The sequence below is a fragment of the Paraburkholderia humisilvae genome (assembly GCF_902859855.1).
Taxonomy (GTDB): domain Bacteria; phylum Pseudomonadota; class Gammaproteobacteria; order Burkholderiales; family Burkholderiaceae; genus Paraburkholderia; species Paraburkholderia humisilvae.
On the sequence record NZ_CADIKH010000002.1, the window covers coordinates 288,361 to 309,059 of the forward strand.

Consider the following 20,699-nt stretch of genomic DNA (forward strand, 5'->3'; position numbering starts at 1 on the left):
AGCCCGGTATCCTGTCAAGCGCCAACCTGGGCGCTAACCGAAATCAGGAGCAGTACACGCATATGGCTTTTACGCTCGAGGAGATCGCAACACGCTTCGGCGGCGACATCATCGGAGACCGCACGCATCGTGTCAGCAATCTGGCGCCGCTGGATCAGGCCGGCCCGGAACATCTGGCGTTCCTCGCGAACCCCAAATACCTGTCGCAAGTCGACACCACCCAGGCAGGCGCGGTGCTGATCAACGCGGACGACCTCGCGAAGCTCGCATCGCCGGATGGACGTAACTTCATCGTCACACCGAATCCGTACGCTTATTTCGCCCGCGTCGCGCAGGCATTCATCGATCTCGCGGCGCCGAAAGCCATGCCCGGCGTGCATCCTGGCGCGCATGTCGATGCGTCCGCGCAGGTCGCGGCAAGCGCGGTGATCGGGCCGAATGTGACGGTCGAGGCAGGCGCGGTGATTGGCGAAAACGTGCGTCTCGATGCGAACGTATTCGTCGGTCGCGGCACGCGCATCGGCGCCGGATCGCATCTGTACCCGAATGTCACCGTGTACCATGGCTGCACCCTCGGCGAGCGCGCGATCGTGCAAGCCGGCGCGGTGATCGGCTCCGATGGCTTCGGCTTCGCGCCGGATTTCGTCGGCGAAGGCGATGCGCGCACCGGCAGCTGGGTGAAGATTCCGCAGGTGGGCGGCGTGACGATCGGCCCGGACGTCGAGATCGGCGCGAACACGACGATCGATCGCGGAGCGATGGCCGATACCGTGATCGAGCAGTGCGTGAAAATCGATAACCTCGTGCAAATCGCGCACAATTGCCGGATCGGCGCGTATACCGTGATCGCCGGCTGCGCGGGCATCGCGGGCAGCACGACGATCGGCAAGCACTGTATGATCGGCGGCGCAGTCGGCATCGCGGGTCATGTGACGCTGGGCGACTACGTGATCATCACCGCGAAGTCGGGCGTGTCGAAGTCGTTGCTGAAGCCGGGGCTGTACACCAGCGCGTTTCCGGCGGTCGAGCATGCCGAGTGGAATAAAAGCGCTGCGCTGCTGCGCAACCTCGACAAGCTGCGCGATCGGATCAAGGCGCTTGAAGCGGCTGTGGCGGCACAGACGGGCGCCGGCAAGGCGTAGCGAGGCAACGCGCAACAACCAACGAACAGGAAGGGAGCAGCAAACGCATCATCCAGAAGCGCCGGCCGTTGCCGCCCGAGGGCGGAACGGACCCAGGGCGCCGCCGCAGTCACCGGGGCGTAGTGGACACCAATACGGGAACGCAATTACGAGAACGCAAACCCGATGCAAGTGCGAAGCGAACCCGGCGACGGCACGTGACCTGATCACCTGCACCAGCATCTGAAGTTATCGTCGCGCCATCGATGACGAAACTGAGCGTGAACCGAAATACCATGAGCACCGAAAAAATCAACCTCGACATTCACAAGATTCTGACGCTGCTGCCGCATCGCTATCCGATTCTGCTGGTCGACCGTGTCATCGAACTCGAACCGCACAAGGCGATCAAGGCGCTGAAGAATGTCACGATCAACGAGCCGTACTTCATGGGGCACTTTCCGAAGCGCCCGGTCATGCCCGGCGTGCTGATTCTCGAAGCCCTTGCGCAGACGGCCGCGCTGCTGACGTTCGCGGAAGAACCGCACGATCCGGACAATACGCTGTACCTGTTTGTCGGTATCGACAATGCGCGCTTCAAGCGTGTCGTCGAACCGGGTGACCAGCTGATTCTGAATGTGACGTTCGAGCGCCATATGCGCGGCATCTGGAAGTTCAAGGCGCGCGCCGAAGTCGACGGCGCGGTTGCCGCGGAAGCGGATCTGATGTGCGCGGTGCGCACGTCAGACGAAGGCTGAATACAAGCGAGGGCGCATGAGCAGGATTCATCCCACTGCGATCGTCGAGCCGGGTGCACAGATCGACGACACAGTCGAAATCGGACCGTACGCCATCGTCGGCGCACACGTGACGATCGGCGCGCGGACCACAGTCGGTTCGCACAGCGTGATCGAAGGCCACACGACGCTCGGCGAGGACAACCATATCGGGCACTTCGCATCGATCGGCGGCCGGCCGCAGGATATGAAGTACAAGGGCGAGCCGACGAAGCTCGCGATCGGCAACCGCAATACGATCCGCGAGTTCACGACGATCCACACCGGCACCGTGCAGGATACCGGCACCACGACGCTGGGCGACGACAACTGGATCATGGCGTATGTGCACGTCGGCCACGACTGCCAGATCGGCAATAACGTGATTCTGTCGAGCAACGCGCAGATGGCGGGGCACGTGCTGATCGGCGACCATGCGATCGTGGGCGGCATGTCGGGCGTGCATCAGTTCGTGCGGATCGGCGCGCATTCGATGCTCGGCGGCGCATCGGCGCTGGTGCAGGACGTACCGCCGTTTGTGATCGCAGCCGGCAACAAGGCCGAACCGCACGGAATCAATGTCGAAGGGCTGCGCCGGCGCGGCTTTTCGGCGGACGCGATTTCGGCGCTGCGTTCCGCGTACCGGCTGCTGTACAAGAATGGCCTGTCGCTCGAAGAGGCGAAGGTGCAGTTGCGCGAACTCGCATCCGCGGGGGGCGACGGTGACGAAGCGGTGCGCGAATTCGTCGACTTCGTCGAATCGTCGCAGCGCGGCATCATCCGCTAACGCGCAATGTCGCTGCAACCTAGCCAGCCGAGGCTTGCAATGGTCGCCGGCGAACCGTCCGGCGACATCCTCGGCGCCGCGCTGCTCGATGGCCTCGCGGCCCGGCTGCCCGCCGCGCGCAGTTATGGTATCGGCGGGCCGCGCATGATCGCGCACGGCTTCGACGCGCATTTCCCGATGGAAAAGCTGACGGTGCGCGGCTACGTCGAAGCACTGCGGCACATCCCCGAGATTCTCGGCATTCGCAACGAACTCAAACGCCAACTGCTGGCGGATCCGCCCGACGCATTCGTCGGCGTCGACGCGCCGGACTTCAATTTCGGCCTCGAACACGCGCTGCGCGAGCACGGCATTCCGACCGTGCATCTCGTTTGCCCGTCGATCTGGGCGTGGCGCGGCGGGCGTATCAAGAAGATCGTCAAAGCGGTCGACCATATGCTGTGCGTGTTTCCGTTCGAGAAGCCGCTGCTCGAGAAGGCGGGCGTTGCCGCGACCTATGTCGGCCATCCGCTCGCCGACCAGATTCCGCTCGAACCCGACGTTGCCGGCGCGCGCGCGACGCTCGGCCTGCCTGCTAGCGGCCCGGTGATCGGCGTGCTGCCCGGTAGCCGTCGCTCCGAGATCGAACTGATCGGCTCGACGTTCTTCGACGCGATGGCGCTGATGCAGCAGCGCGAGCCGGACGTGCGTTTTGTGATGCCCGCTGCGACGCCCGCGCTGCGCGAACTGCTGAAGCCGCTCGTCGATGCGCACCCGCAACTGGCGCTGACCCTGATCGATGGCAACGCGCAGCTCGCGATGACGGCCGCCGACGCGCTGCTGGTCAAGAGCGGCACGGTGACGCTCGAAGCGGCACTGCTGAAAAAGCCGATGGTGATTTCGTACAAGGTGCCGTGGCTGACCGGGCAGATCATGCGGCGGCAAGGCTATCTGCCGTATGTCGGCTTGCCGAACATCCTCGCGGGACGCTTTGTCGTGCCCGAAATCCTGCAGCATTTCGCGACGCCGCAAGCGCTCGCCGATGCGACGCTCACCCAGTTGCGGGACGAAGCAAACCGGCGCACGCTGACGGAAATCTTCACGGAAATGCATCACGTGCTGAAACAGAACACCGCACAACGTGCGGCGCAAGCCGTCGCGCAGATTGTCGAATCACGCAAAGGGCGGCCATGAGCGATAAGCCGCCGCGCGGCACGAAGGCCACCGCTGCAAAAGCCGCTAACACCGCCAAACCGGGCAGCACGGTGGTTGTTCTGCAGCCGGGGCTCGACTTCGAGTCGCCGCTCGATATCGTCTGCGGTGTCGATGAGGCAGGGCGCGGGCCGCTCGCGGGGCCGGTGGTGGCCGCCGCGGTCGTTCTTGATCCGAAGCGGCGCATTCGCGGCCTCGACGATTCGAAGGTGCTCACCGCGAAGAAGCGCGAAGCGCTGTATGACAAGATCGTCGAGCGGTCGCTTGCCTGGTGTGTCGCGTCGGCGTCGGTCGAAGAGATCGATACGCTGAATATCCTGCATGCGACCATGCTTGCGATGAAGCGCGCGGTCGAAGGGCTGTCGATGGTGCCGACGCTCGCGAAGATCGACGGTAACCGCTGCCCGGTGCTGAACGTGCGCAGCGAGGCGATTGTCAGCGGCGATGCGTTGGTGCCCTGCATTTCGGCTGCGTCGATTCTCGCGAAGGTCACGCGCGACCGGATGTTGATGGAATTGCATCAGGCGTTTCCGATGTATGGGTTTAACGCCCATGTGGGCTACGGGACGCCGCAGCATCTGCTCGCGCTGCGCGAACATGGCCCTTGCGAGCATCATCGGCGGTCGTTCGCGCCGGTGCGTGAAGCGCATCTTCGGCTCGGGTCGGCGCCCAATCGTCTGCCGCCGGAAACCGCGGTGGTCGAGCCGACTGCATTCGGCGCCGATGTGTTCGACGGTGCTTCACTGGACCTCGATCGCCCGCCGTTCTGATCCCGCGCGTTTGGCCGTGGCATTGGGGCGCGGCAGTCGCATGCGTGGTGCACCCAAGATGAGCAGCCGGTTCTCAAGCCATTCCGTGAAAGCCCCTGACGTGAAAGCCCTGACGTGAAATCCATCACCTCGCGCGACAATCCACTCTACAAACGCCTGAAGGCGCTCGCGGGCTCGACGCATCAGCAGCGCCGCAGCGCGCATGCGCTGCTCGAAGGGTTTCATCTGGCGAGCGCGTATCTCGATGCCGCGGGTCAACCGGATACCTGTGTGGTGACCGAAGGCGCGTTACGTCACGACGAAGCACAGGCGATCGTTGCGCGCATCGACGCAGCGCGGATCGTTACGCTGCCTGATGCGTTGTTCGGCCAGCTATCGAACGTCGTCAACGGCGTGGGTATGCTGCTGCTGGTCGAGCGGCCCGCCGTGCCGATGCCTGAGCGTGTGACGCAGAGCTGTGTCGTGCTCGATGGCGTGCAGGACGCGGGCAACGTCGGTTCAATTCTGCGTAGCGCGGCGGCGGCCGGGATCGGCGATGTGTTCTGCGGCCCGGGCACTGCGTACGCATGGGCATCGAAGGTGCTGCGCTCGGCCATGGGCGCGCATTTTCTGCTGCGCATTCACGAAGACATTGAACCGCAGGCGTTAGTCGAACGGCTTGCTGTGCCGGTCGCGATCACCGATTCGCATGGCGCGCAGGCACTCTACGATTGCGACCTGTCCGGGCCGCTTGCGTGGGTGTTCGGCAACGAAGGGGCGGGCGTGTCGCAGGTGTGGCGGGCAGCGGTCACGCATCGCGTGACGATTCCGCAGCCAGGCGGGATGGAGTCGCTGAACGTGGCGGCGGCTGCCGCCGTATGCCTGTTCGAACAGTGCCGGCAGCAGCGCGCGCGCACATGACGCTAGCGTCCGTGGGGCGGCGTCCATGCTCGTGCGTGTGGAGCGGTCGGCGGATCGCTCGAAAAAGAGGCTGCGTCAATACGATGGCCGGTCGAGCCTGATTTCCTGCAGGATCGTGGTCGCGATTTCCTCGATCGACTTGTGCGTCGACGACAGCCATTTGATGCCTTCGCGCCGCATCATCGCTTCGGCTTCGTTGATTTCGTAGCGGCAACTTTCGAGCGATGCATACTTGCTGCCCGGGCGCCGTTCGTTGCGGATCTCGGCAAGGCGCTGCGGATCGATCGACAAGCCGAACATTTTGTCGCGATGCGCGAGCAGCGGCGTCGGCAGCTTGCCGCGTTCGAAGTCTTCAGGGATCAACGGATAGTTTGCGGCCTTCACGCCGTACTGCATCGCGAGGTAGAGGCTCGTCGGCGTTTTGCCGCTGCGCGACACGCCGACCAGAATCACGTCCGCTTCAGCAAGGTTGCGGTTCGACTGGCCGTCGTCGTGCGCGAGCGAGAAGTTGATCGCTTCGATGCGGTTCTTGTATTCCTCGGTGTCGGCGTTCTGGTGCCCGCGGCCCATCGCGTGGCTCGACTTCAGTTCCAGTTCCTGCTCGAGCGGCTCGACGAAGGTCTGGAACATATCGAGCACGAGCGCATTGGAATCCTTGACGATCTGGTTCGAACCGCTGTTCACGAGCGTCGTGAATACGATCGGCCGGCGGCCTTCCTGACGGCCCGCTTCGTTGATCTTCTCGAGCGTCGCGTAGGCTTTTTCAACCGAATCGACGAACGGCACGCGCACGAGCCGGAATTTCTGGTCGAACTGGGAGAGGATCGAGTGCGCGAAAGTTTCGGCAGTGATCCCGGTACCGTCGGAAACGATGAATACGGTGGGCGGCATCAGTCTGGAAGGGAACGTGAGTGGCGCAAACCACTCGAATTAAGCGCGGCGTACACATTCCACAGGAAATGGCATGCGCCGTGCACGCGAGCGACCCGCCGATGCAGCGCAAACGCCCGCCGGCCGGGCTTCTGCGCGATTTCGCGCGCGTTTGCGCCGCTTATCGCACACGACTTCGCACCATTGTTGGCCGACCGGCACATTTCGAGGAATCGGCACGGTAGAATAGCGGCAACCTGTTGGATAAGCAATTGCAAGCAAACCGAAGGCCAGGCGCGGCCAAGCCTTGGTTACCGCATCGGCGATTGCTTTTCCAACAGGTTGCGCAAGACGCGCGAACGCTTCTTATAAGCGCCGCACGTGCAAGCCCACTTGCGCAATCGAGCATTTCTTCCACTCTTAGGGGCTTGTATGACTAACGCAGTTAACGTCGCAAAGGACAACGCGTATGTAGTTCCGTTCGAACAGTTGCGAATGACCGACGTGGAGATCGTCGGCGGTAAGAATGCTTCGCTTGGCGAGATGATCAGTCAGCTCGCCGAAGCGGGCGTGCGAGTGCCGACCGGCTTCGCGACCACCGCGCTCGCATTCCGCGACTTTCTGCATCACAACAAGCTGACCGAACGCATCGCGCAACGTCTCGAAACGCTCGACGTCGACGACGTCAAGGCGCTCGCCGCCGCCGGCAAGGAAATCCGCCAGTGGATCGTCGACGCGCCGCTGCAGCCGCGCCTCGAAGAAGAAATCCGCGCGGCGTTCGACACCCTCGCGAAGAGTTCGGCTGAACTGTCGTTTGCCGTGCGCTCGTCGGCCACCGCCGAAGACCTGCCGGATGCGTCGTTTGCCGGCCAGCAGGAAACCTATCTGAACGTGGTCGGCATCGAAGACGTGCTCGAGCGGATGAAGCACGTCTTCGCATCGCTGTACAACGACCGGGCCATCTCGTATCGCGTTCACAAGGGTTTTACGCACGCGGAAGTCGCATTGTCGGCGGGCGTGCAGCGGATGGTCCGTTCGGACGTCGGCGCGGCCGGCGTGATGTTCACGCTCGATACCGAATCCGGCTTCAAGGACGCGGTGTTCATCACGTCGAGCTACGGCCTCGGCGAAACGGTTGTGCAGGGCGCGGTGAACCCGGATGAGTTCTACGTGTTCAAGACCACGCTCGCGCAGGGCAAGTACCCGATCATCCGCCGTTCGATCGGCTCGAAGCTGATCAAGATGGAGTTCACGAAAGCAGGCGAAGCGGGCCGCGTGAAAACGGTCGACGTGTCGCCGGAGCAGCGCAACCGCTACTCGATCTCCGACGACGACGTGATCGAGCTCGCGAAGTACGCGGTCATCATCGAGAAGCACTACCAGCGCCCGATGGACATCGAGTGGGGCAAGGACGGCCGCGACGGCAAGATCTTTATCCTGCAGGCGCGCCCGGAGACGGTGAAGAGCCAGGCGCATGGCAAGGCGGAGCAGCGCTTCAAGCTGAAGGGCCAGTCGCAGGTGCTGGCCACGGGGCGTGCGATCGGCCAGAAGGTCGGCGCAGGTCCGGTGCGCGTGATTCACGACCCGTCGGAAATGGAACGTGTGCAGCCCGGCGACGTGCTGGTCGCCGACATGACCGACCCGAACTGGGAGCCGGTGATGAAGCGCGCGTCGGCGATCGTCACGAACCGTGGCGGCCGTACCTGCCACGCGGCGATCATCGCGCGTGAGCTCGGCGTGCCGGCGGTGGTCGGCTGCGGCGACGCCACCGACGTGCTGAAGGACGGCGCGCTCGTAACGGTGTCGTGCGCCGAAGGCGACGAAGGGCGCATTTACGACGGCCTGCTCGAAACCGAAGTCACCGAAGTGCAGCGCGGCGAACTGCCGCCGATTTCGACGAAGATCATGATGAACGTCGGTAATCCGCAGCTCGCGTTCGACTTCTCGCAGCTGCCGAACGCAGGGGTGGGTCTGGCGCGCCTCGAGTTCATTATCAACAACAACATCGGTGTGCACCCGAAGGCGATTCTCGAGTACCCGAATGTCGATCAGGACCTGAAGAAGGCCGTCGAGAGCGTCGCGCGTGGCCACGCGTCGCCGCGCGCGTTCTATGTCGACAAGCTGACCGAAGGCATCGCGACGATTGCCGCGGCGTTCTATCCGAAGCCGGTGATCGTGCGTCTGTCTGACTTCAAGTCGAACGAGTACAAGAAGCTGATCGGCGGTTCGCGCTACGAGCCGGATGAGGAAAATCCGATGCTCGGTTTCCGCGGCGCGTCGCGCTACATCGCCGACGACTTCGCCCTCGCGTTCGAGATGGAATGTGCGGCGCTGAAGCGCGTGCGTGAAGAAATGGGCCTCGACAACGTCGAGATCATGGTGCCGTTCGTGCGTACGCTGAAGCAGGCGGAGCGCGTGATCGACCTGCTCGCGAAGTTCGGCCTGAAGCGCGGCGTGAACGGCCTGAAGCTGATCATGATGTGCGAAGTGCCGTCGAACGCGATTCTCGCCGAAGAGTTCCTGCAATTTTTTGACGGTTTCTCGATCGGATCGAACGATCTGACGCAACTGACGCTCGGCCTCGATCGCGATTCGGGCATGGAACTGTTGGCGGCGGACTTCGACGAGCGCGATCCGGCGGTCAAATTCATGTTGAAGCGCGCCATCGACACCTGCTTGCGCCTGAACAAGTACGTCGGCATCTGCGGCCAGGGTCCGTCGGATCATCCGGACTTTGCGCTGTGGCTGACCGAAATCGGCATCGCGTCGATGTCGCTGAATCCGGACACGATCATCGACACGTGGCAGGCATTGGCAAAAGCGCAGGCGAAGTAAGCACGATGCATCGTTCGGGCGGCGTTTCTGCGCAAGCGCCGCTTGCGAGCGCTCATTGAGCGCGAGTCGATGTGCCGCTCGGCGTCAAATCGTTTCCAGATTCGCGCTGAGTTCGTGCTATAAACACCCCGGATCGTTCCGGGGTGTTTTACTTTGGGGAGGCCAACGTGGTGCTAGCGGGGGTGTTCTGGTGGATCGGCGCGGGCGTGCTGATCCTGCTCGAACTGATGATCGGCACGTTTTATCTGCTTATGGTCGCGCTCGGCTTTATTGCCGCGGCGCTGGTCCGCCTCGCCGGCGCACCGGTGCCGGCACAGTTCGCGGTGGCGGCGCTCGTCGCGCTGGTCGCGGTCGCGATTTTGCGGCGTTCGCGTTTCGGCCGCCGCAAGCGCGTGGACGCGGCGCAAAACCCCGATGTGAATCTCGATATCGGCGCTACGCTGACGGTGCCCGAGTGGCATGAGCGCCGCGCACGCGCGCAGTATCGCGGCGCGGCGTGGGATGTCGAACTTGCGCCGGGCGAGCCGGAGGATGCGCGCGTGTACCAGGTTGTCGCGCTGCGCGGCAGTTGTCTGGTTGTGGTCGCGAGCCGGCCTGCCGCCGGCGCGACGGGCGCGGCCCATACGCCGGCGCAGTAGGCGCACTGCAATACGCACGGACCGGGCGCACAATGAGCCGCCCACAAAACGAACTGAACGCATAACGAATCAACTCATAACGGACCCAAGGGGTGCAGATGGAACCGACGATCTTCGCAGTCGTGCTTCTGATCATTGTGATCGCAGTGATCAGCAAAACAATCAAGATCGTGCCGCAGCAGCATGCATGGATTGTCGAGCGGCTCGGTCGGTATTACGCGACGTTGTCGCCAGGCGCGACCCTCGTCGTGCCATTTATCGACCGGATCGCGTACAAACACGTGCTGAAGGAAATTCCGCTTGAAGTGCCGAGTCAGGTCTGCATCACGCGCGACAACACGCAATTGCAGGTGGACGGTGTGCTGTACTTCCAGGTGACCGACCCGATGAAGGCGTCGTACGGATCGAGCAACTTCGTGTTCGCGATTACCCAGTTGTCACAGACCACGCTGCGCTCGGTGATCGGCAAGCTCGAACTCGACAAGACCTTCGAGGAACGGGACTTCATCAATCACAGCATCGTTTCGGCGCTCGACGAAGCCGCCTCGAACTGGGGCGTGAAGGTGCTGCGCTATGAAATCAAGGATCTGACGCCGCCGAAGGAGATTCTGCATGCGATGCAGCAGCAGATCACCGCGGAGCGCGAAAAGCGCGCGCTGATCGCGGCGTCCGAAGGACGCAAGCAGGAGCAGATCAATATCGCGTCGGGCGGCCGCGAGGCGTCGATTCAGAAGTCCGAAGGCGAGCGGCAAGCGGCGATCAATCAGGCGCAAGGGCAGGCCGCTGCGATTCTCGCGGTGGCCGAAGCGAACGCCCAGGCCATTCAGAAGATCGCCGCGGCGATCCAGTCGACGGGCGGCATGGAAGCCGTGAACCTGAAAGTGGCCGAGCAGTACGTGAATGCGTTTGCGAATCTGGCGAAGCAAGGCAATACGCTGATTGTTCCGGGTAACCTCGCGGACATGAGTTCGATGATCGCGTCAGCGCTCACGATCGTCAAACAGCAGAAGGGCGCGACCGCCTGAATCTGTACCCGGTCAGATCAGGTTGGCGAAGAAGGCCGGCATCAACTCGGCGTGCGCATCAGCCGTGCCTTCTCGCGCTCCCAATCGCGCTTCTTCTCGGTTTCGCGTTTGTCGTGCAGCTTCTTGCCCTTCGCCAGGCCGATTTCGCATTTGACGCGGCCGTCCTTGTAGTGAAAGTTCAGCGGTACGAGGGTATAGCCGCGCTGCTCGACCTTGCCGATCAGCTTGCTGATTTCCGCCGCATGCAAAAGCAGTTTGCGCGTGCGGACCGGATCGGGGGTGATGTGCGTCGACGCTTCGGGCAATGGGCTGATGTGCGTGCCGATCAGAAACAGCTCCGCGTTCTTGATGACGACGTAGCCTTCCTTGATCTGCCCGCGGCCGGCGCGCAGCGCCTTGACTTCCCATCCTTCGAGCACGAGTCCGGCTTCGTAGCGTTCTTCGATGAAGTAATCGAAGAACGCTTTCCTGTTGTCGATGATGCTCATGAATGGAAAATGCCTAACTCGTTTAAAATCACGATTTTAGCAAAGCGAAGCCGGAAAGCCGCCTCGCTTTTACGCGATTTTTATCCGTTTGCGTCGTTTTCCTGTTGATTTGCATGTTTCCTTCCGCCGCGCGCCGTTGAATTTATGGCAGATGTCCAGAAAACCGTATTGATACGCCACTCGGCGGAACAGATGTTCGACCTCGTCACCGACGTCGCCGACTACCCCAATTTCCTGCCGTGGTGTGGCGGTGTCGAAATTCGCCAGCAGGACGAGAACGGCATGGAAGCGAGAATCGACATCAACTTCAAGGGCATCAAGCAGCATTTCGCCACACACAACACGCAGCAGCGCCCGTCGCGCATCGATATGGAATTCGCCGACGGGCCGTTTCGCAAGTTCACCGGGTTCTGGCGTTTCACGCCGTTGCGCGCGGACGCGTGCAAGATCGAGTTCGCGCTGCACTACGAGTTCTCGAACATCATCCTCGAGAAGCTGATTGGCCCGGTATTTAGCCATATTGCGAACACGTTCGTCGAATCGTTCGTGAAGCGCGCGGACCAGCGCTACGGCAAGGGATGAGCATGGGCCTTTCGATCGATGTCTGTTACGCGCTGCCGGACCGGCAGACACTGATCTCGCTCGAGTTGCCGCAAGGTGCGACGCTCAAGGAAGCGATCGATGCGAGCGGTATTTTGCAGCGCCATCCGGAGATCGATCTGACGAAGCAGAAGGTCGGCGTGTTCGGCAAGCTCAAACCGCTCGATGCGGTGCTCGCCGATCACGATCGCGTCGAAATCTACCGTCCGCTGATCGTCGATCCGAAGCTCGCGCGGCAGCGGCGCGTCGAGAAGACGCGCAGCGAAGGGTCTGTCGAAGGGCGCAAATGGCTGCCGAAGGATTCGCGCTAGCGCCGCGCTGCGCGTGGCCGGGGCGGCCGTGCATCGGGCATGCGCTCAGTGCACGGCGGGCTGCGACTCCTCTTCCAGCGACGCGTGTTTGGCGCCGTCGTCCGCATGTTGCCGCACCGACCAACTGACGCCGGCCAGCAGCAGCAGAATGGCCGCGGTCTCCAGCGGGCGCGGCAAGCGGTGGTCGTAGATGAACGCGTAAAGCAGCGCGAACAGCGTTTCGAACACGATCAACTGGCCCGAGAGCGTGAGCGGCAGGCGCTTCGACGCGGCGTTCCACAAGCCGTTGCCGAGCCACGACGCACCGATTGCGACCCCGAGATTCAGCATCCAGAACAGATGCCAGCGGGTGTCGACCGCCGGCGCGGTGACAAAGCCGGTCGGCAGCGCGGCCACGATAATCCACAGCGCTGCGCCGAGCAGGCCCGTCACGATGCCCCACAGCACCGACCATTCGCCGCCGCTGAAGTGGTCATTGCGTTGCAGATAGCGGGCGTTTTCGACCGCGAACCACGTCCACGATATGAGCGCGCCGACTGCGCATGCGAGCCCGGTGAGCTTCGTCAGGATGCTGCCGCCCGCAGTGGCGCTGTCGCCGGCCGTAAAAACGTCGATGTTGATGCACGCGATGCCGGCTAGCACCATCGCGAGCGGCCAGACGAGCCGCGTGAGCGGCACCGCCCCGCGATCGGACCTGCCAAGCAGCGTCACGGTGACGGGCAGCACGCCGACAATCAACGATGCGGGTGCGATGCCCACCATATGAACCGCGCCCGTCACCAGCAGGTAGTAGAGCAGGTTGCCGGCTAACGCGAGTTTGACGAGCGCGGTGACATCCGCAGCCGTGATGCGCGAGAGCAGCGAGCGCGCGCTCGGCAACGCGGCGACCACCGAAACGATGCCGTACATCATGTAGCGGCCTGAACTCAGCAGCAGCGGCGAAAAATCGGACAGCAGCCGCGGCACAAGGAAAACCGTGCCCCACAACGCTCCAGCCATCATCCCGTACATCACGCCGCGTCGCATGTTGCTGCCTTGATCCAAAAAACTGAAAGAAAGTGCGCGCAGCATAACGCGGCGCGTATCGCCGGGTCTTGTTTCATTCTGCACACAGGCACAGGACGGCGAAGCGGCGGCCGATGTCAATCCGGTGTACCGATCCGGTGCCAATCCCACGTCAACCCGGCGATTTTCACAAACGAAAACGGACCGAACCGGACCTGAACGGAAAAGCGAATTCGGCGGCCGGCAGACGTGGAAAAAACGTGACGAAATTCGCTAACTTACTGTTCGAGCGATGAAAACCGGGGTGGTATCGCGTATAATTCGGTTTTGCGCCCATAGGATTTGCCATGCGTCTGATCCAGAAAGCACTCACGTTCGATGACGTGCTCCTCGTCCCGGCCTTCTCCGACGTTCTGCCGCGCGACACCAGCCTGAAAACCCGGCTGACCCGCAATATCTCCCTGAATATGCCTCTCGTGTCCGCCGCCATGGACACCGTCACCGAAGCCCGTCTCGCAATCGTGATGGCGCAGCAAGGCGGCATCGGTATCGTCCACAAGAATCTGACCGCGGCCGAACAGGCGCGCGAAGTCGCGAAGGTGAAGCGCTTCGAATCGGGCGTCGTGCGCGACCCGATCACGGTGCCGCCGCAAATGAAGGTCCGCGATGTGATCGCACTGTCGCAGCAGCATGGCATTTCCGGTTTTCCGGTCGTCGAAGGCGCGCAGTTGATCGGCATCGTCACGAACCGCGACCTGCGTTTCGAAACCCGCCTTGACGAACCGGTGCGTACGATCATGACGCCGCGCGAGCGGCTCGTGACGGTCAAGGAAGGCACGCCGCTCGCTGAAGCGAAGGCGCTGATGCACAGCCACCGGCTCGAGCGCGTGCTGGTCGTCAACGATTCGTTCGAACTGCGCGGCCTGATGACCGTCAAGGACATCACGAAGCAAACCGAGCACCCGGACGCGTGCAAGGACGAGCACGGCAAGCTGCGTGTCGGCGCGGCGGTCGGCGTTGGCCCGGACAACGAAGAGCGGGTGTCGCTGGTGGTGCAGGCGGGCGTCGACGTGATCGTCGTCGATACCGCGCATGGCCATAGCAGGGGCGTGCTCGAGCGCGTCCAGTGGGTCAAGAAGAACTTCCCGCATGTCGAGGTGATCGGTGGCAACATCGCGACCGCCAGCGCCGCGAAAGCGCTCGTCGAGTATGGCGCGGATGGCGTGAAGGTGGGTATTGGGCCGGGCTCGATCTGCACGACGCGGATTGTCGCCGGGGTCGGCGTGCCGCAGATCAGCGCCATCGCGAACGTGTCGGATGCGCTGAAGGGTTCCGGCGTGCCGGTCATCGCGGACGGCGGCGTGCGCTTCTCTGGCGACGTCAGCAAGGCGCTCGCGGCTGGTGCGAACACGGTGATGATGGGCAGCATGTTTGCCGGCACGGAAGAGTCGCCGGGCGACGTGTTCCTGTACCAGGGCCGCCAGTACAAGTCGTACCGCGGCATGGGCTCGGTCGGCGCGATGAAGGACGGCGCGGCGGATCGCTATTTCCAGGACAATTCCGCGAACATCGACAAGCTCGTGCCGGAAGGCATCGAAGGCCGCGTCGCGTACAAGGGCGCGGTGAGCGCGATCCTGTTCCAGCTGATCGGCGGGGTGCGCGCGAGCATGGGCTACTGCGGCTGCCGCACGATCGACGAACTGCACGACAAGGCGGAATTCGTCGAGATCACCGCGGCCGGCATGCGCGAATCGCATGTGCACGATGTGCAGATCACAAAGGAAGCACCCAACTATCACGTGGACTAATCGCCGATGAAGCCGCTGCTGCGTGCCGTACTGATCATCGATGCGTTACTGCTGCTGGCGTTCGGACTGCTGTTTCTGCTGACGCCGTGGAAATCGCTGTACGACGCGCTGCAGCTTGTGCAGACGGATCCGGTACTGGTCGGGCAGGGCTTCGGCATCGCGCTGATCGGGCTTGCGTGGCTTGCGCTTCATGCGTCGCTCGATGGCGCGTTGACCGCGACGGTCGCGAAAGTGGTGGGTCATGTGAACTGGCTCACGGCCGTGCTGATGCTGGTGTGGGTGGTCGGTCTGCGTACGCCGTCGCTGACGGGCTTCGGGCAACTGATTGCGTTGGTGGTGGCGCTGCTGTTGTTGATTATCGGACTCGGCGGCGTGCGCCTCGCGGGTACAGTCAAGCTGCGCGACCGTGCGCGGTTGGCCGGAACGCCGGTCTCGACGCGCGCGGACAAGGCTGCTGCGCGGCAGGCGGCGAAAGACGCAAAGCAGCAAGCGAGGCGCGAAGCCAAGGCGCAGGCGGCGCTGGGTAGGGCGCCAGCGCCGGCCGCTTACGCGGTGGCGGAACCGGTTATTGAGCCGACGCTGTCGCCCCGTCAGGCGACTGTTATCGATCCGGCGACCGGCCACGCCGTTGATCCGGTCACAGGCCGGCCGGTTGACCCGGTGAGCGGACGTCGGCCGGAACCGGAGGTTGCTGCGGCGCCCGTACCCGGCCAGCCGGAGGCAGACGCGAAAGCGGATGCCGCCGTACGGGATGCGCGCGAAGAAGCGCGTCGGGAGGCGGCCGGGTCGCCAGGCGCACCGCGGCCGCCATTCCATGGATGATGCGCTTGCAGTCGCGCCGCATCCCGCTGATCCCGCTGTCCGCCCACGTTTTGTGTTCCCGATGCGTCGAGCCGCCCGCGGCAACCCGTACCTTTTCCGTGAGGATCGAGCCCAGCCGGGTCGCCCGAAGGGCTTGAACCAAAAATATCCTGAATTGACGCCGCGCGCGATGCGCGGTTCTCCGTATCCGTTTCCATTCGATACCGCTCGCCATGCATGACAAAATCCTGATCCTCGACTTCGGTTCGCAAGTCACCCAACTGATTGCACGTCGCATCCGTGAAGCACACGTGCTGTCGGAAATTCATCCGCACGACGTGAGCGACGCGTTTATTCGCGAGTTCAAGCCGAAGGGCATCATCCTGTCGGGCGGGCCGAATTCGGTCGTCGACACGGACACGCCGCGCGCACCGCAGGCCGTGTTCGAACTCGGCGTACCGGTGCTGGGAATCTGCTACGGGATGCAGACGATGGCGGAGCAACTGGGCGGCAAGGTCGATACCGGTCACCTGCGCGAATTTGGCTATGCGGAAGTGCGGGCGCGTAATCATACGAGCTTCCTCGACGGCATCGAAGACTTCCGCACGCCGGAAGGTCACGGCATGCTGAAAGTGTGGATGAGCCATGGCGACAAGGTGCTCGACATGCCGCCCGGCTTCAGGCTGATGGCCTCGACCGAATCGTGCCCGATCGCGGCGATGGCCGATGAGACGCGCCATTTCTACGGCGTGCAATGGCACCCGGAGGTCACGCATACGATGCAGGGGCGCGCGATGCTCGAGCGCTTCGTGCTGCGGATCTGCGGTGCGAAACCCGATTGGGAAATGGGCAACTATATCGACGAGGCGGTCGACAAGATTCGCGCGCAGGTCGGCGACGAACATGTGATTCTCGGCCTGTCGGGCGGCGTGGATTCGTCGGTGGCGGCCGCGCTGCTGCACCGTGCGATCGGCGACCAGCTGACCTGCGTGTTCGTCGATCATGGCTTGCTGCGTTTGAACGAAGCCGAGCAGGTGATGGCGACGTTTGCCGACCATCTCGGCGTGACAGTGATTCACGTCGACGCAAGCGAAGCGTTTCTGTCGAAACTTGCCGGCGTGACCGATCCTGAAGCGAAGCGCAAGATCATCGGCGCGGAGTTCGTCGAGGTGTTTCAGGCGGAAGCGGCGAAACTGACTGACGCGAAGTGGCTCGCGCAGGGGACGATCTATCCGGATGTGATCGAATCGGCGGGTAAGGGCAAGAAGGCCGCGCACACGATCAAGAGCCACCACAACGTCGGGGGTTTGCCCGAGACATTGAACCTGAAGCTGCTCGAGCCATTGCGCGAGTTGTTCAAGGACGAAGTGCGCGAACTGGGCGTGAAGCTCGGGTTGCCGCCGGCGATGGTGTACCGCCATCCGTTCCCGGGGCCGGGGCTGGGCGTGCGCATTCTCGGCGAAGTGCGGCGCGATTTTGCTGACTTGCTGCGTCGCGCGGATGCGATCTTTATCGAGACGTTGCGCACGTTTATCGATAGGGAGACCGGCAAGTCGTGGTACGACCTGACGAGCCAGGCGTTCGCGGTGTTTCTACCGGTGAAGAGCGTCGGCGTGATGGGAGATGGGCGCACGTACGAGTATGTGGTTGCACTGCGCGCGGTACAGACGCTCGACTTCATGACTGCCCATTGGGCACATCTGCCGCATGATCTGCTCGGACATGTGTCGAACCGGATCATCAACGAGGTGCGGGGGATTAACCGGGTGGTCTACGATATTTCAGGGAAGCCACCGGCGACGATTGAGTGGGAGTGAATTGACGTCCTTCGAGGACTATCGCCAGCTGTCGGGAAAGCTTGTTTTATGCGGCTTTCCCAGCATCAGCAGGTCTCCTGATCCGTGACGGTTAGAACCGTCAAAAAAACGGGAGGAAAACCTCGATGCTTACCGACGCTGCACTGCGTAATCTGAAGCCTAAGTCCAAGATTTATAAGGCTTCTGACCGGGACCGGATGTACGTGACGGTATCCCGGCAGTGCCGTCACGTTCCGCACGATTACCGTTTCGACGGACGCCGGGAAACGCTGACCCTCGGGCGCTATGGCCCGCACGGTATCTCGCTGGCAATGGCGCGCGCACTGCTCCTGGACGCGCGGAAAAGCGTTCTCAAGGGCATACCGCCGCGCTTGAAAAGCAACGCGAGAAACGCTACTTTCAGCATATGTTGAAAGAGGCTAATTGGATGAAAGAGCGGTTCCCTGGCTGCTGCTGGCCAGCGAAGACATGCCCCACGTCGGCCCGCTGGACGTGGATGTCGGGTTGGATGCGGAAGCGCTTGGCGATGGCGAATACGCCACTTTGATCGGTGCGCTTCAAGGCCATGGATACGCCCAGCGTGAAGGACTTCGGCGCTTTCAGCTGGTACGTCAGGTTCCCACACGAGATGGCGGGGAAGCAATCGACGTCGTAGTTGATTTTTTGATGCCCCGCGACGCCGAAATCGTCAAAAACGATCCGCCCTTGATCAGCGATTTTGCCGTGCAGCGGGCGGATGGCGTTGATCTGGCGATGCGGTTCTATCAACTCGTGGCAGTGGCAGGGCCGATGCCGGACGGAGGAACGAACCGCGTAAAGATCGCGGTGTGCTCGATCCCCGCTTTGCTAGCGATGAAGGGCCATGCACTGGCGGGCCGCTACAAGCAGAAGGACGCCTACGACATCTACTACTGCGTGCGGAACTACGCCGATGGGATCGACGCACTGGCACGAGAGTGTCGGCCGCTGTTGGGGCATGCGAGCGGCGAACGGGGCTTCCGGTACATTGCTGAGAAGTTCGACAGTTTCGAGGGATACGGGCCCACCCGCGTGAGGCGTTTCGTCGAAGACACGCGCGCGCTGGGTGACCGCACGCCCGAACAGTGGCAGCAGGATGCGTTCGGTCAGATCGACGCGCTGCTGCGCGCCATGACGCTGCGAGGTTGATCAGGAATACAGAATTAAAGATGCAGGGTGATGTATCGCGTGAGCGACACATCGCCCGAGTGGTTGGCCGATTGCCGTAGTCAAATTCCATCTGGGCTCAATTGAACGCACCTGGTTGGAACACATCTGCGGAATCGATGCAATAGTTTAGGCGTCGCACAAACAAGGAGGCGAAGCCTATGTCAACTCTTGTCACTACCACTCGGCGCGTAGCAATCAAATTAGACGCAACGGCTCCTGGCGAAGGGGCCGCAGTCAGTCCGGCGCGCAGCGGTTGGAGACTTCACGGATCTTCACTAGAATTCCATCAACCGATTGATGGAGGTACTACCATGCCGAGCGTGACGATCAATGACATTGATGACGAACTTGAAGCGCGTCTGCGTACTCGAGCCTCCCGGCGTGGTCGCTCGATCGAAGACGAGGTTCGTGACATCCTGAGCGCTGCACTTTCCGAGGACGAAACCCCGCACGACCCGCGCAATCTGCTGGACGTGATTCGAAGCCGGGTCGAGCCGCTGGGCGGTATCGAACTGAATCTGCCTGAGCGCAGGAAGATCAACGGTCGGGTGGATTTTGACGAATGATTGTTCTCGATACCAACGTTCTGTCGGAGACGATGAAGCCCGATCCGGATGATCGGGCAATGATCTGGTTTCGGGCGCAGTCGCGCGACAGACTTTTCACTACCGCAATTACCAAGGTGGAAATGCTCTATGGCCTTCGCACAATGGAGCACAGCGAGCGAAAGGAAAAGAAGTCGGCCGTGATCAACGCAATTCTCAATGTCGACTTCGCTGGCAAAGTCCTGAGCTTCGATCGCGATGCCGCGCGGAGGTATGCCGAGATTTTCGCATCAAGGAAAGAAGCGGGTAGGCCAATCGAAGAGTTCGACGCGATGATTGCCGCCATCGCGCAGTCCAAAGGTGCGATCCTGGCTACGCGCAATGTCAAAGACTTCGTCAATTGCGACATCGAAGTCGTCAACCCATGGGCAGTTTCTTGAACTGAACGTTTCTTGACGGACCCGCGCGGCTAGAAACTGAACGGGCTCTGGCTCCGCTTGCCGCGTGGTGTTCCTCGGTTATTGACAAATCGGTCCATATCTGTGAAGCTTCAAACCCATGGCAAGACCGAGAGAATTCGACCGTGACGAAGCGCTGGAGCAGGCCATCGAGGCATTCTCCGAGCGCGGTTATGCGGGTACGTCCACCGAAGACCTGCTCAAGGCGATGAACCTCAGCCGGCAAAGTCTGTACAACGCGTTTGGTGACAAGCGCGGCTTGTATCTCGAGGCGTTGCGTGCTTATGTCGCGGCGAGCGTGTCGGAACATTTGCAGGTGCTCAACCGCTCAACGTCCGCGCGTAAAGGTATCGAGCAGTTGTTGAGCGAATTTGTCGCGAGGCCTGCGCGAACTTGCCTCGGTACACACGCGGTTTGCGAGTTCGGGCGCTCCGATCCTGAGATCGCGGCGCTCTCCGAGACCGCCGCCCACACGTTGCGCGCCGCGCTCGAGCGCTGCATCGCGCAGGCAAAAGCAGGTGGTGAAATCGCGGCTGACATCGATGAGCGTGCAGCGGCACATTTTATTGGTGCGACGCTGTCGGGTATCAAGGTCGCGGCGCGCGGCGGCGCGCCGAAGGACGTGCTGCGAGATATCGCGCGGATGGCGTTGCGTAGTCTCGGCTGAATCGCGCGCATCAAATCTTGCGCGCTTTTTTGTGCCTTGTTATGGATCAAACGGTCAATTATTTGCAGTTGACCGAGAGTCAAAAAATACACAAGGAA

General features: G+C 62.2%; 22 protein-coding genes. 19 read left to right on the forward strand and 3 right to left on the reverse strand.

Going from position 1 to position 20,699, the window contains the following annotated elements; translation table 11 throughout:
* Positions 1 to 62 precede the first annotated feature (62 nt).
* The 6 genes from lpxD to HV796_RS02985 all read left to right on the forward strand — a co-directional run bounded on the left by lpxD (position 63) and on the right by HV796_RS02985 (position 5,545).
* Positions 63 to 1,142 (forward strand): UDP-3-O-(3-hydroxymyristoyl)glucosamine N-acyltransferase, encoded by a 1,080-nt coding sequence (gene lpxD / locus HV796_RS02960; RefSeq protein WP_175224957.1) that lies wholly within the window; start codon positions 63 to 65, stop codon positions 1,140 to 1,142.
* 275 nt (positions 1,143 to 1,417) lie between these two features.
* Positions 1,418 to 1,879 carry a 3-hydroxyacyl-ACP dehydratase FabZ gene (fabZ, locus tag HV796_RS02965; RefSeq protein ID WP_134195891.1) on the forward strand — a complete coding sequence of 154 codons (462 nt, stop codon included), beginning with the start codon at positions 1,418 to 1,420 and terminating at the stop codon, positions 1,877 to 1,879.
* A gap of 16 nt (positions 1,880 to 1,895) precedes the next feature.
* On the forward strand, positions 1,896 to 2,684 hold the full coding sequence (gene lpxA, locus HV796_RS02970; RefSeq protein ID WP_175224958.1) for an acyl-ACP--UDP-N-acetylglucosamine O-acyltransferase: 789 nt from the start codon (positions 1,896 to 1,898) through the stop codon (positions 2,682 to 2,684).
* Between the two features lie 6 nt (positions 2,685 to 2,690).
* The gene (lpxB, locus tag HV796_RS02975) at positions 2,691 to 3,857 is read left to right on the forward strand and encodes a lipid-A-disaccharide synthase (protein WP_175224959.1); all 1,167 of its coding nucleotides are present in this window, start codon (positions 2,691 to 2,693) and stop codon (positions 3,855 to 3,857) included.
* Positions 3,854 to 4,645 (forward strand): ribonuclease HII, encoded by a 792-nt coding sequence (gene rnhB, locus HV796_RS02980; RefSeq protein WP_175224960.1) that lies wholly within the window; start codon positions 3,854 to 3,856, stop codon positions 4,643 to 4,645. Before lpxB ends, rnhB begins: the two co-directional genes overlap by 4 nt.
* Positions 4,646 to 4,759: 114 nt before the next feature.
* Positions 4,760 to 5,545 carry a TrmH family RNA methyltransferase gene (locus tag HV796_RS02985; RefSeq protein WP_175224961.1) on the forward strand — a complete coding sequence of 262 codons (786 nt, stop codon included), beginning with the start codon at positions 4,760 to 4,762 and terminating at the stop codon, positions 5,543 to 5,545.
* A 75-nt stretch (positions 5,546 to 5,620) separates the two neighbouring features.
* On the opposite strand, the gene ppsR is transcribed toward HV796_RS02985, so the two are convergent.
* A complete protein-coding gene (ppsR, locus tag HV796_RS02990; RefSeq protein ID WP_175224962.1) occupies positions 5,621 to 6,436 on the reverse strand; it encodes a posphoenolpyruvate synthetase regulatory kinase/phosphorylase PpsR in 816 nt (271 codons plus the stop codon).
* A gap of 411 nt (positions 6,437 to 6,847) precedes the next feature.
* Between ppsR and ppsA the strand changes: the two genes are divergently transcribed.
* From ppsA to HV796_RS03005, 3 genes are all read left to right on the forward strand, one after another.
* On the forward strand, positions 6,848 to 9,250 hold the full coding sequence (ppsA, locus tag HV796_RS02995; RefSeq protein ID WP_175224963.1) for a phosphoenolpyruvate synthase: 2,403 nt from the start codon (positions 6,848 to 6,850) through the stop codon (positions 9,248 to 9,250).
* Between the two features lie 227 nt (positions 9,251 to 9,477).
* Positions 9,478 to 9,888, forward strand: a complete 411-nt coding sequence (locus tag HV796_RS03000; RefSeq protein WP_377692518.1) for an NfeD family protein — start codon at positions 9,478 to 9,480, stop codon at positions 9,886 to 9,888.
* A gap of 98 nt (positions 9,889 to 9,986) precedes the next feature.
* On the forward strand, positions 9,987 to 10,913 hold the full coding sequence (locus HV796_RS03005) for an SPFH domain-containing protein (RefSeq protein WP_175224964.1): 927 nt from the start codon (positions 9,987 to 9,989) through the stop codon (positions 10,911 to 10,913).
* Positions 10,914 to 10,954: 41 nt separating this feature from the next.
* Here HV796_RS03005 and smpB read toward each other — a convergent pair whose 3' ends face one another.
* Complete coding sequence (gene smpB / locus HV796_RS03010; RefSeq protein WP_175224965.1) at positions 10,955 to 11,401, reverse strand: SsrA-binding protein SmpB; 447 nt, start codon at positions 11,399 to 11,401, stop codon at positions 10,955 to 10,957.
* Between the two features lie 144 nt (positions 11,402 to 11,545).
* Between smpB and HV796_RS03015 the strand changes: the two genes are divergently transcribed.
* Positions 11,546 to 11,983, forward strand: coding sequence for a type II toxin-antitoxin system RatA family toxin (locus HV796_RS03015; RefSeq protein ID WP_175224966.1), 438 nt, complete (start codon positions 11,546 to 11,548; stop codon positions 11,981 to 11,983).
* The gene (locus HV796_RS03020) at positions 11,980 to 12,312 is read left to right on the forward strand and encodes an RnfH family protein (protein ID WP_175224967.1); all 333 of its coding nucleotides are present in this window, start codon (positions 11,980 to 11,982) and stop codon (positions 12,310 to 12,312) included. Before HV796_RS03015 ends, HV796_RS03020 begins: the two co-directional genes overlap by 4 nt.
* Before the next feature lie 45 nt (positions 12,313 to 12,357).
* Here HV796_RS03020 and HV796_RS03025 read toward each other — a convergent pair whose 3' ends face one another.
* Positions 12,358 to 13,338 (reverse strand): DMT family transporter, encoded by a 981-nt coding sequence (locus HV796_RS03025; protein WP_175224968.1) that lies wholly within the window; start codon positions 13,336 to 13,338, stop codon positions 12,358 to 12,360.
* 326 nt (positions 13,339 to 13,664) lie between these two features.
* Between HV796_RS03025 and guaB the strand changes: the two genes are divergently transcribed.
* From guaB to HV796_RS03065, 8 genes are all read left to right on the forward strand, one after another.
* On the forward strand, positions 13,665 to 15,125 hold the full coding sequence (guaB, locus tag HV796_RS03030; RefSeq protein ID WP_175224969.1) for an IMP dehydrogenase: 1,461 nt from the start codon (positions 13,665 to 13,667) through the stop codon (positions 15,123 to 15,125).
* A gap of 6 nt (positions 15,126 to 15,131) precedes the next feature.
* Positions 15,132 to 15,947 carry a hypothetical protein gene (locus HV796_RS03035; protein ID WP_175224970.1) on the forward strand — a complete coding sequence of 272 codons (816 nt, stop codon included), beginning with the start codon at positions 15,132 to 15,134 and terminating at the stop codon, positions 15,945 to 15,947.
* Positions 15,948 to 16,159: 212 nt separating this feature from the next.
* Positions 16,160 to 17,743, forward strand: a complete 1,584-nt coding sequence (gene guaA / locus HV796_RS03040; RefSeq protein WP_175224971.1) for a glutamine-hydrolyzing GMP synthase — start codon at positions 16,160 to 16,162, stop codon at positions 17,741 to 17,743.
* A gap of 125 nt (positions 17,744 to 17,868) precedes the next feature.
* Positions 17,869 to 18,156 carry an Arm DNA-binding domain-containing protein gene (locus tag HV796_RS03045; protein ID WP_175224972.1) on the forward strand — a complete coding sequence of 96 codons (288 nt, stop codon included), beginning with the start codon at positions 17,869 to 17,871 and terminating at the stop codon, positions 18,154 to 18,156.
* Positions 18,157 to 18,211: 55 nt separating this feature from the next.
* Positions 18,212 to 18,910: a nucleotidyl transferase AbiEii/AbiGii toxin family protein gene (locus tag HV796_RS03050; protein WP_246355660.1), complete on the forward strand. Its 699-nt coding sequence runs from the start codon at positions 18,212 to 18,214 to the stop codon at positions 18,908 to 18,910.
* Positions 18,911 to 19,242: 332 nt separating this feature from the next.
* Positions 19,243 to 19,497, forward strand: coding sequence for a FitA-like ribbon-helix-helix domain-containing protein (locus tag HV796_RS03055; protein ID WP_175224973.1), 255 nt, complete (start codon positions 19,243 to 19,245; stop codon positions 19,495 to 19,497).
* Positions 19,494 to 19,916: a type II toxin-antitoxin system VapC family toxin gene (locus HV796_RS03060; protein ID WP_175224974.1), complete on the forward strand. Its 423-nt coding sequence runs from the start codon at positions 19,494 to 19,496 to the stop codon at positions 19,914 to 19,916. The genes HV796_RS03055 and HV796_RS03060 overlap by 4 nt, the downstream gene beginning before the upstream one ends.
* Positions 19,917 to 20,034: 118 nt before the next feature.
* Positions 20,035 to 20,601 (forward strand): TetR/AcrR family transcriptional regulator, encoded by a 567-nt coding sequence (locus HV796_RS03065; RefSeq protein WP_175224975.1) that lies wholly within the window; start codon positions 20,035 to 20,037, stop codon positions 20,599 to 20,601.
* Positions 20,602 to 20,699 lie beyond the last annotated feature (98 nt).

Bases quoted from the DNA above. Each gene is read 5' to 3' on its own strand.
- lpxD (WP_175224957.1), top strand. From the start codon at position 63: ATGGCTTTTACGCTCGAGGAGATCGCAACACGCTTCGGCGGCGACATC.
- fabZ (WP_134195891.1), top strand. From the start codon at position 1,418: ATGAGCACCGAAAAAATCAACCTCGACATTCACAAGATTCTGACGCTG.
- lpxA (WP_175224958.1), top strand. From the start codon at position 1,896: ATGAGCAGGATTCATCCCACTGCGATCGTCGAGCCGGGTGCACAGATC.
- lpxB (WP_175224959.1), top strand. From the start codon at position 2,691: ATGTCGCTGCAACCTAGCCAGCCGAGGCTTGCAATGGTCGCCGGCGAA.
- rnhB (WP_175224960.1), top strand. From the start codon at position 3,854: ATGAGCGATAAGCCGCCGCGCGGCACGAAGGCCACCGCTGCAAAAGCC.
- ppsR (WP_175224962.1), bottom strand. From the start codon at position 6,436: ATGCCGCCCACCGTATTCATCGTTTCCGACGGTACCGGGATCACTGCC.
- ppsA (WP_175224963.1), top strand. From the start codon at position 6,848: ATGACTAACGCAGTTAACGTCGCAAAGGACAACGCGTATGTAGTTCCG.
- HV796_RS03000 (WP_377692518.1), top strand. From the start codon at position 9,478: ATGATCGGCACGTTTTATCTGCTTATGGTCGCGCTCGGCTTTATTGCC.
- HV796_RS03005 (WP_175224964.1), top strand. From the start codon at position 9,987: ATGGAACCGACGATCTTCGCAGTCGTGCTTCTGATCATTGTGATCGCA.
- smpB (WP_175224965.1), bottom strand. From the start codon at position 11,401: ATGAGCATCATCGACAACAGGAAAGCGTTCTTCGATTACTTCATCGAA.
- HV796_RS03015 (WP_175224966.1), top strand. From the start codon at position 11,546: ATGGCAGATGTCCAGAAAACCGTATTGATACGCCACTCGGCGGAACAG.
- HV796_RS03020 (WP_175224967.1), top strand. From the start codon at position 11,980: ATGAGCATGGGCCTTTCGATCGATGTCTGTTACGCGCTGCCGGACCGG.
- HV796_RS03025 (WP_175224968.1), bottom strand. From the start codon at position 13,338: ATGCGACGCGGCGTGATGTACGGGATGATGGCTGGAGCGTTGTGGGGC.
- guaB (WP_175224969.1), top strand. From the start codon at position 13,665: ATGCGTCTGATCCAGAAAGCACTCACGTTCGATGACGTGCTCCTCGTC.
- HV796_RS03035 (WP_175224970.1), top strand. From the start codon at position 15,132: ATGAAGCCGCTGCTGCGTGCCGTACTGATCATCGATGCGTTACTGCTG.
- guaA (WP_175224971.1), top strand. From the start codon at position 16,160: ATGCATGACAAAATCCTGATCCTCGACTTCGGTTCGCAAGTCACCCAA.
- HV796_RS03045 (WP_175224972.1), top strand. From the start codon at position 17,869: ATGCTTACCGACGCTGCACTGCGTAATCTGAAGCCTAAGTCCAAGATT.
- HV796_RS03050 (WP_246355660.1), top strand. From the start codon at position 18,212: ATGCCCCACGTCGGCCCGCTGGACGTGGATGTCGGGTTGGATGCGGAA.
- HV796_RS03055 (WP_175224973.1), top strand. From the start codon at position 19,243: ATGCCGAGCGTGACGATCAATGACATTGATGACGAACTTGAAGCGCGT.
- HV796_RS03060 (WP_175224974.1), top strand. From the start codon at position 19,494: ATGATTGTTCTCGATACCAACGTTCTGTCGGAGACGATGAAGCCCGAT.
- HV796_RS03065 (WP_175224975.1), top strand. From the start codon at position 20,035: ATGGCAAGACCGAGAGAATTCGACCGTGACGAAGCGCTGGAGCAGGCC.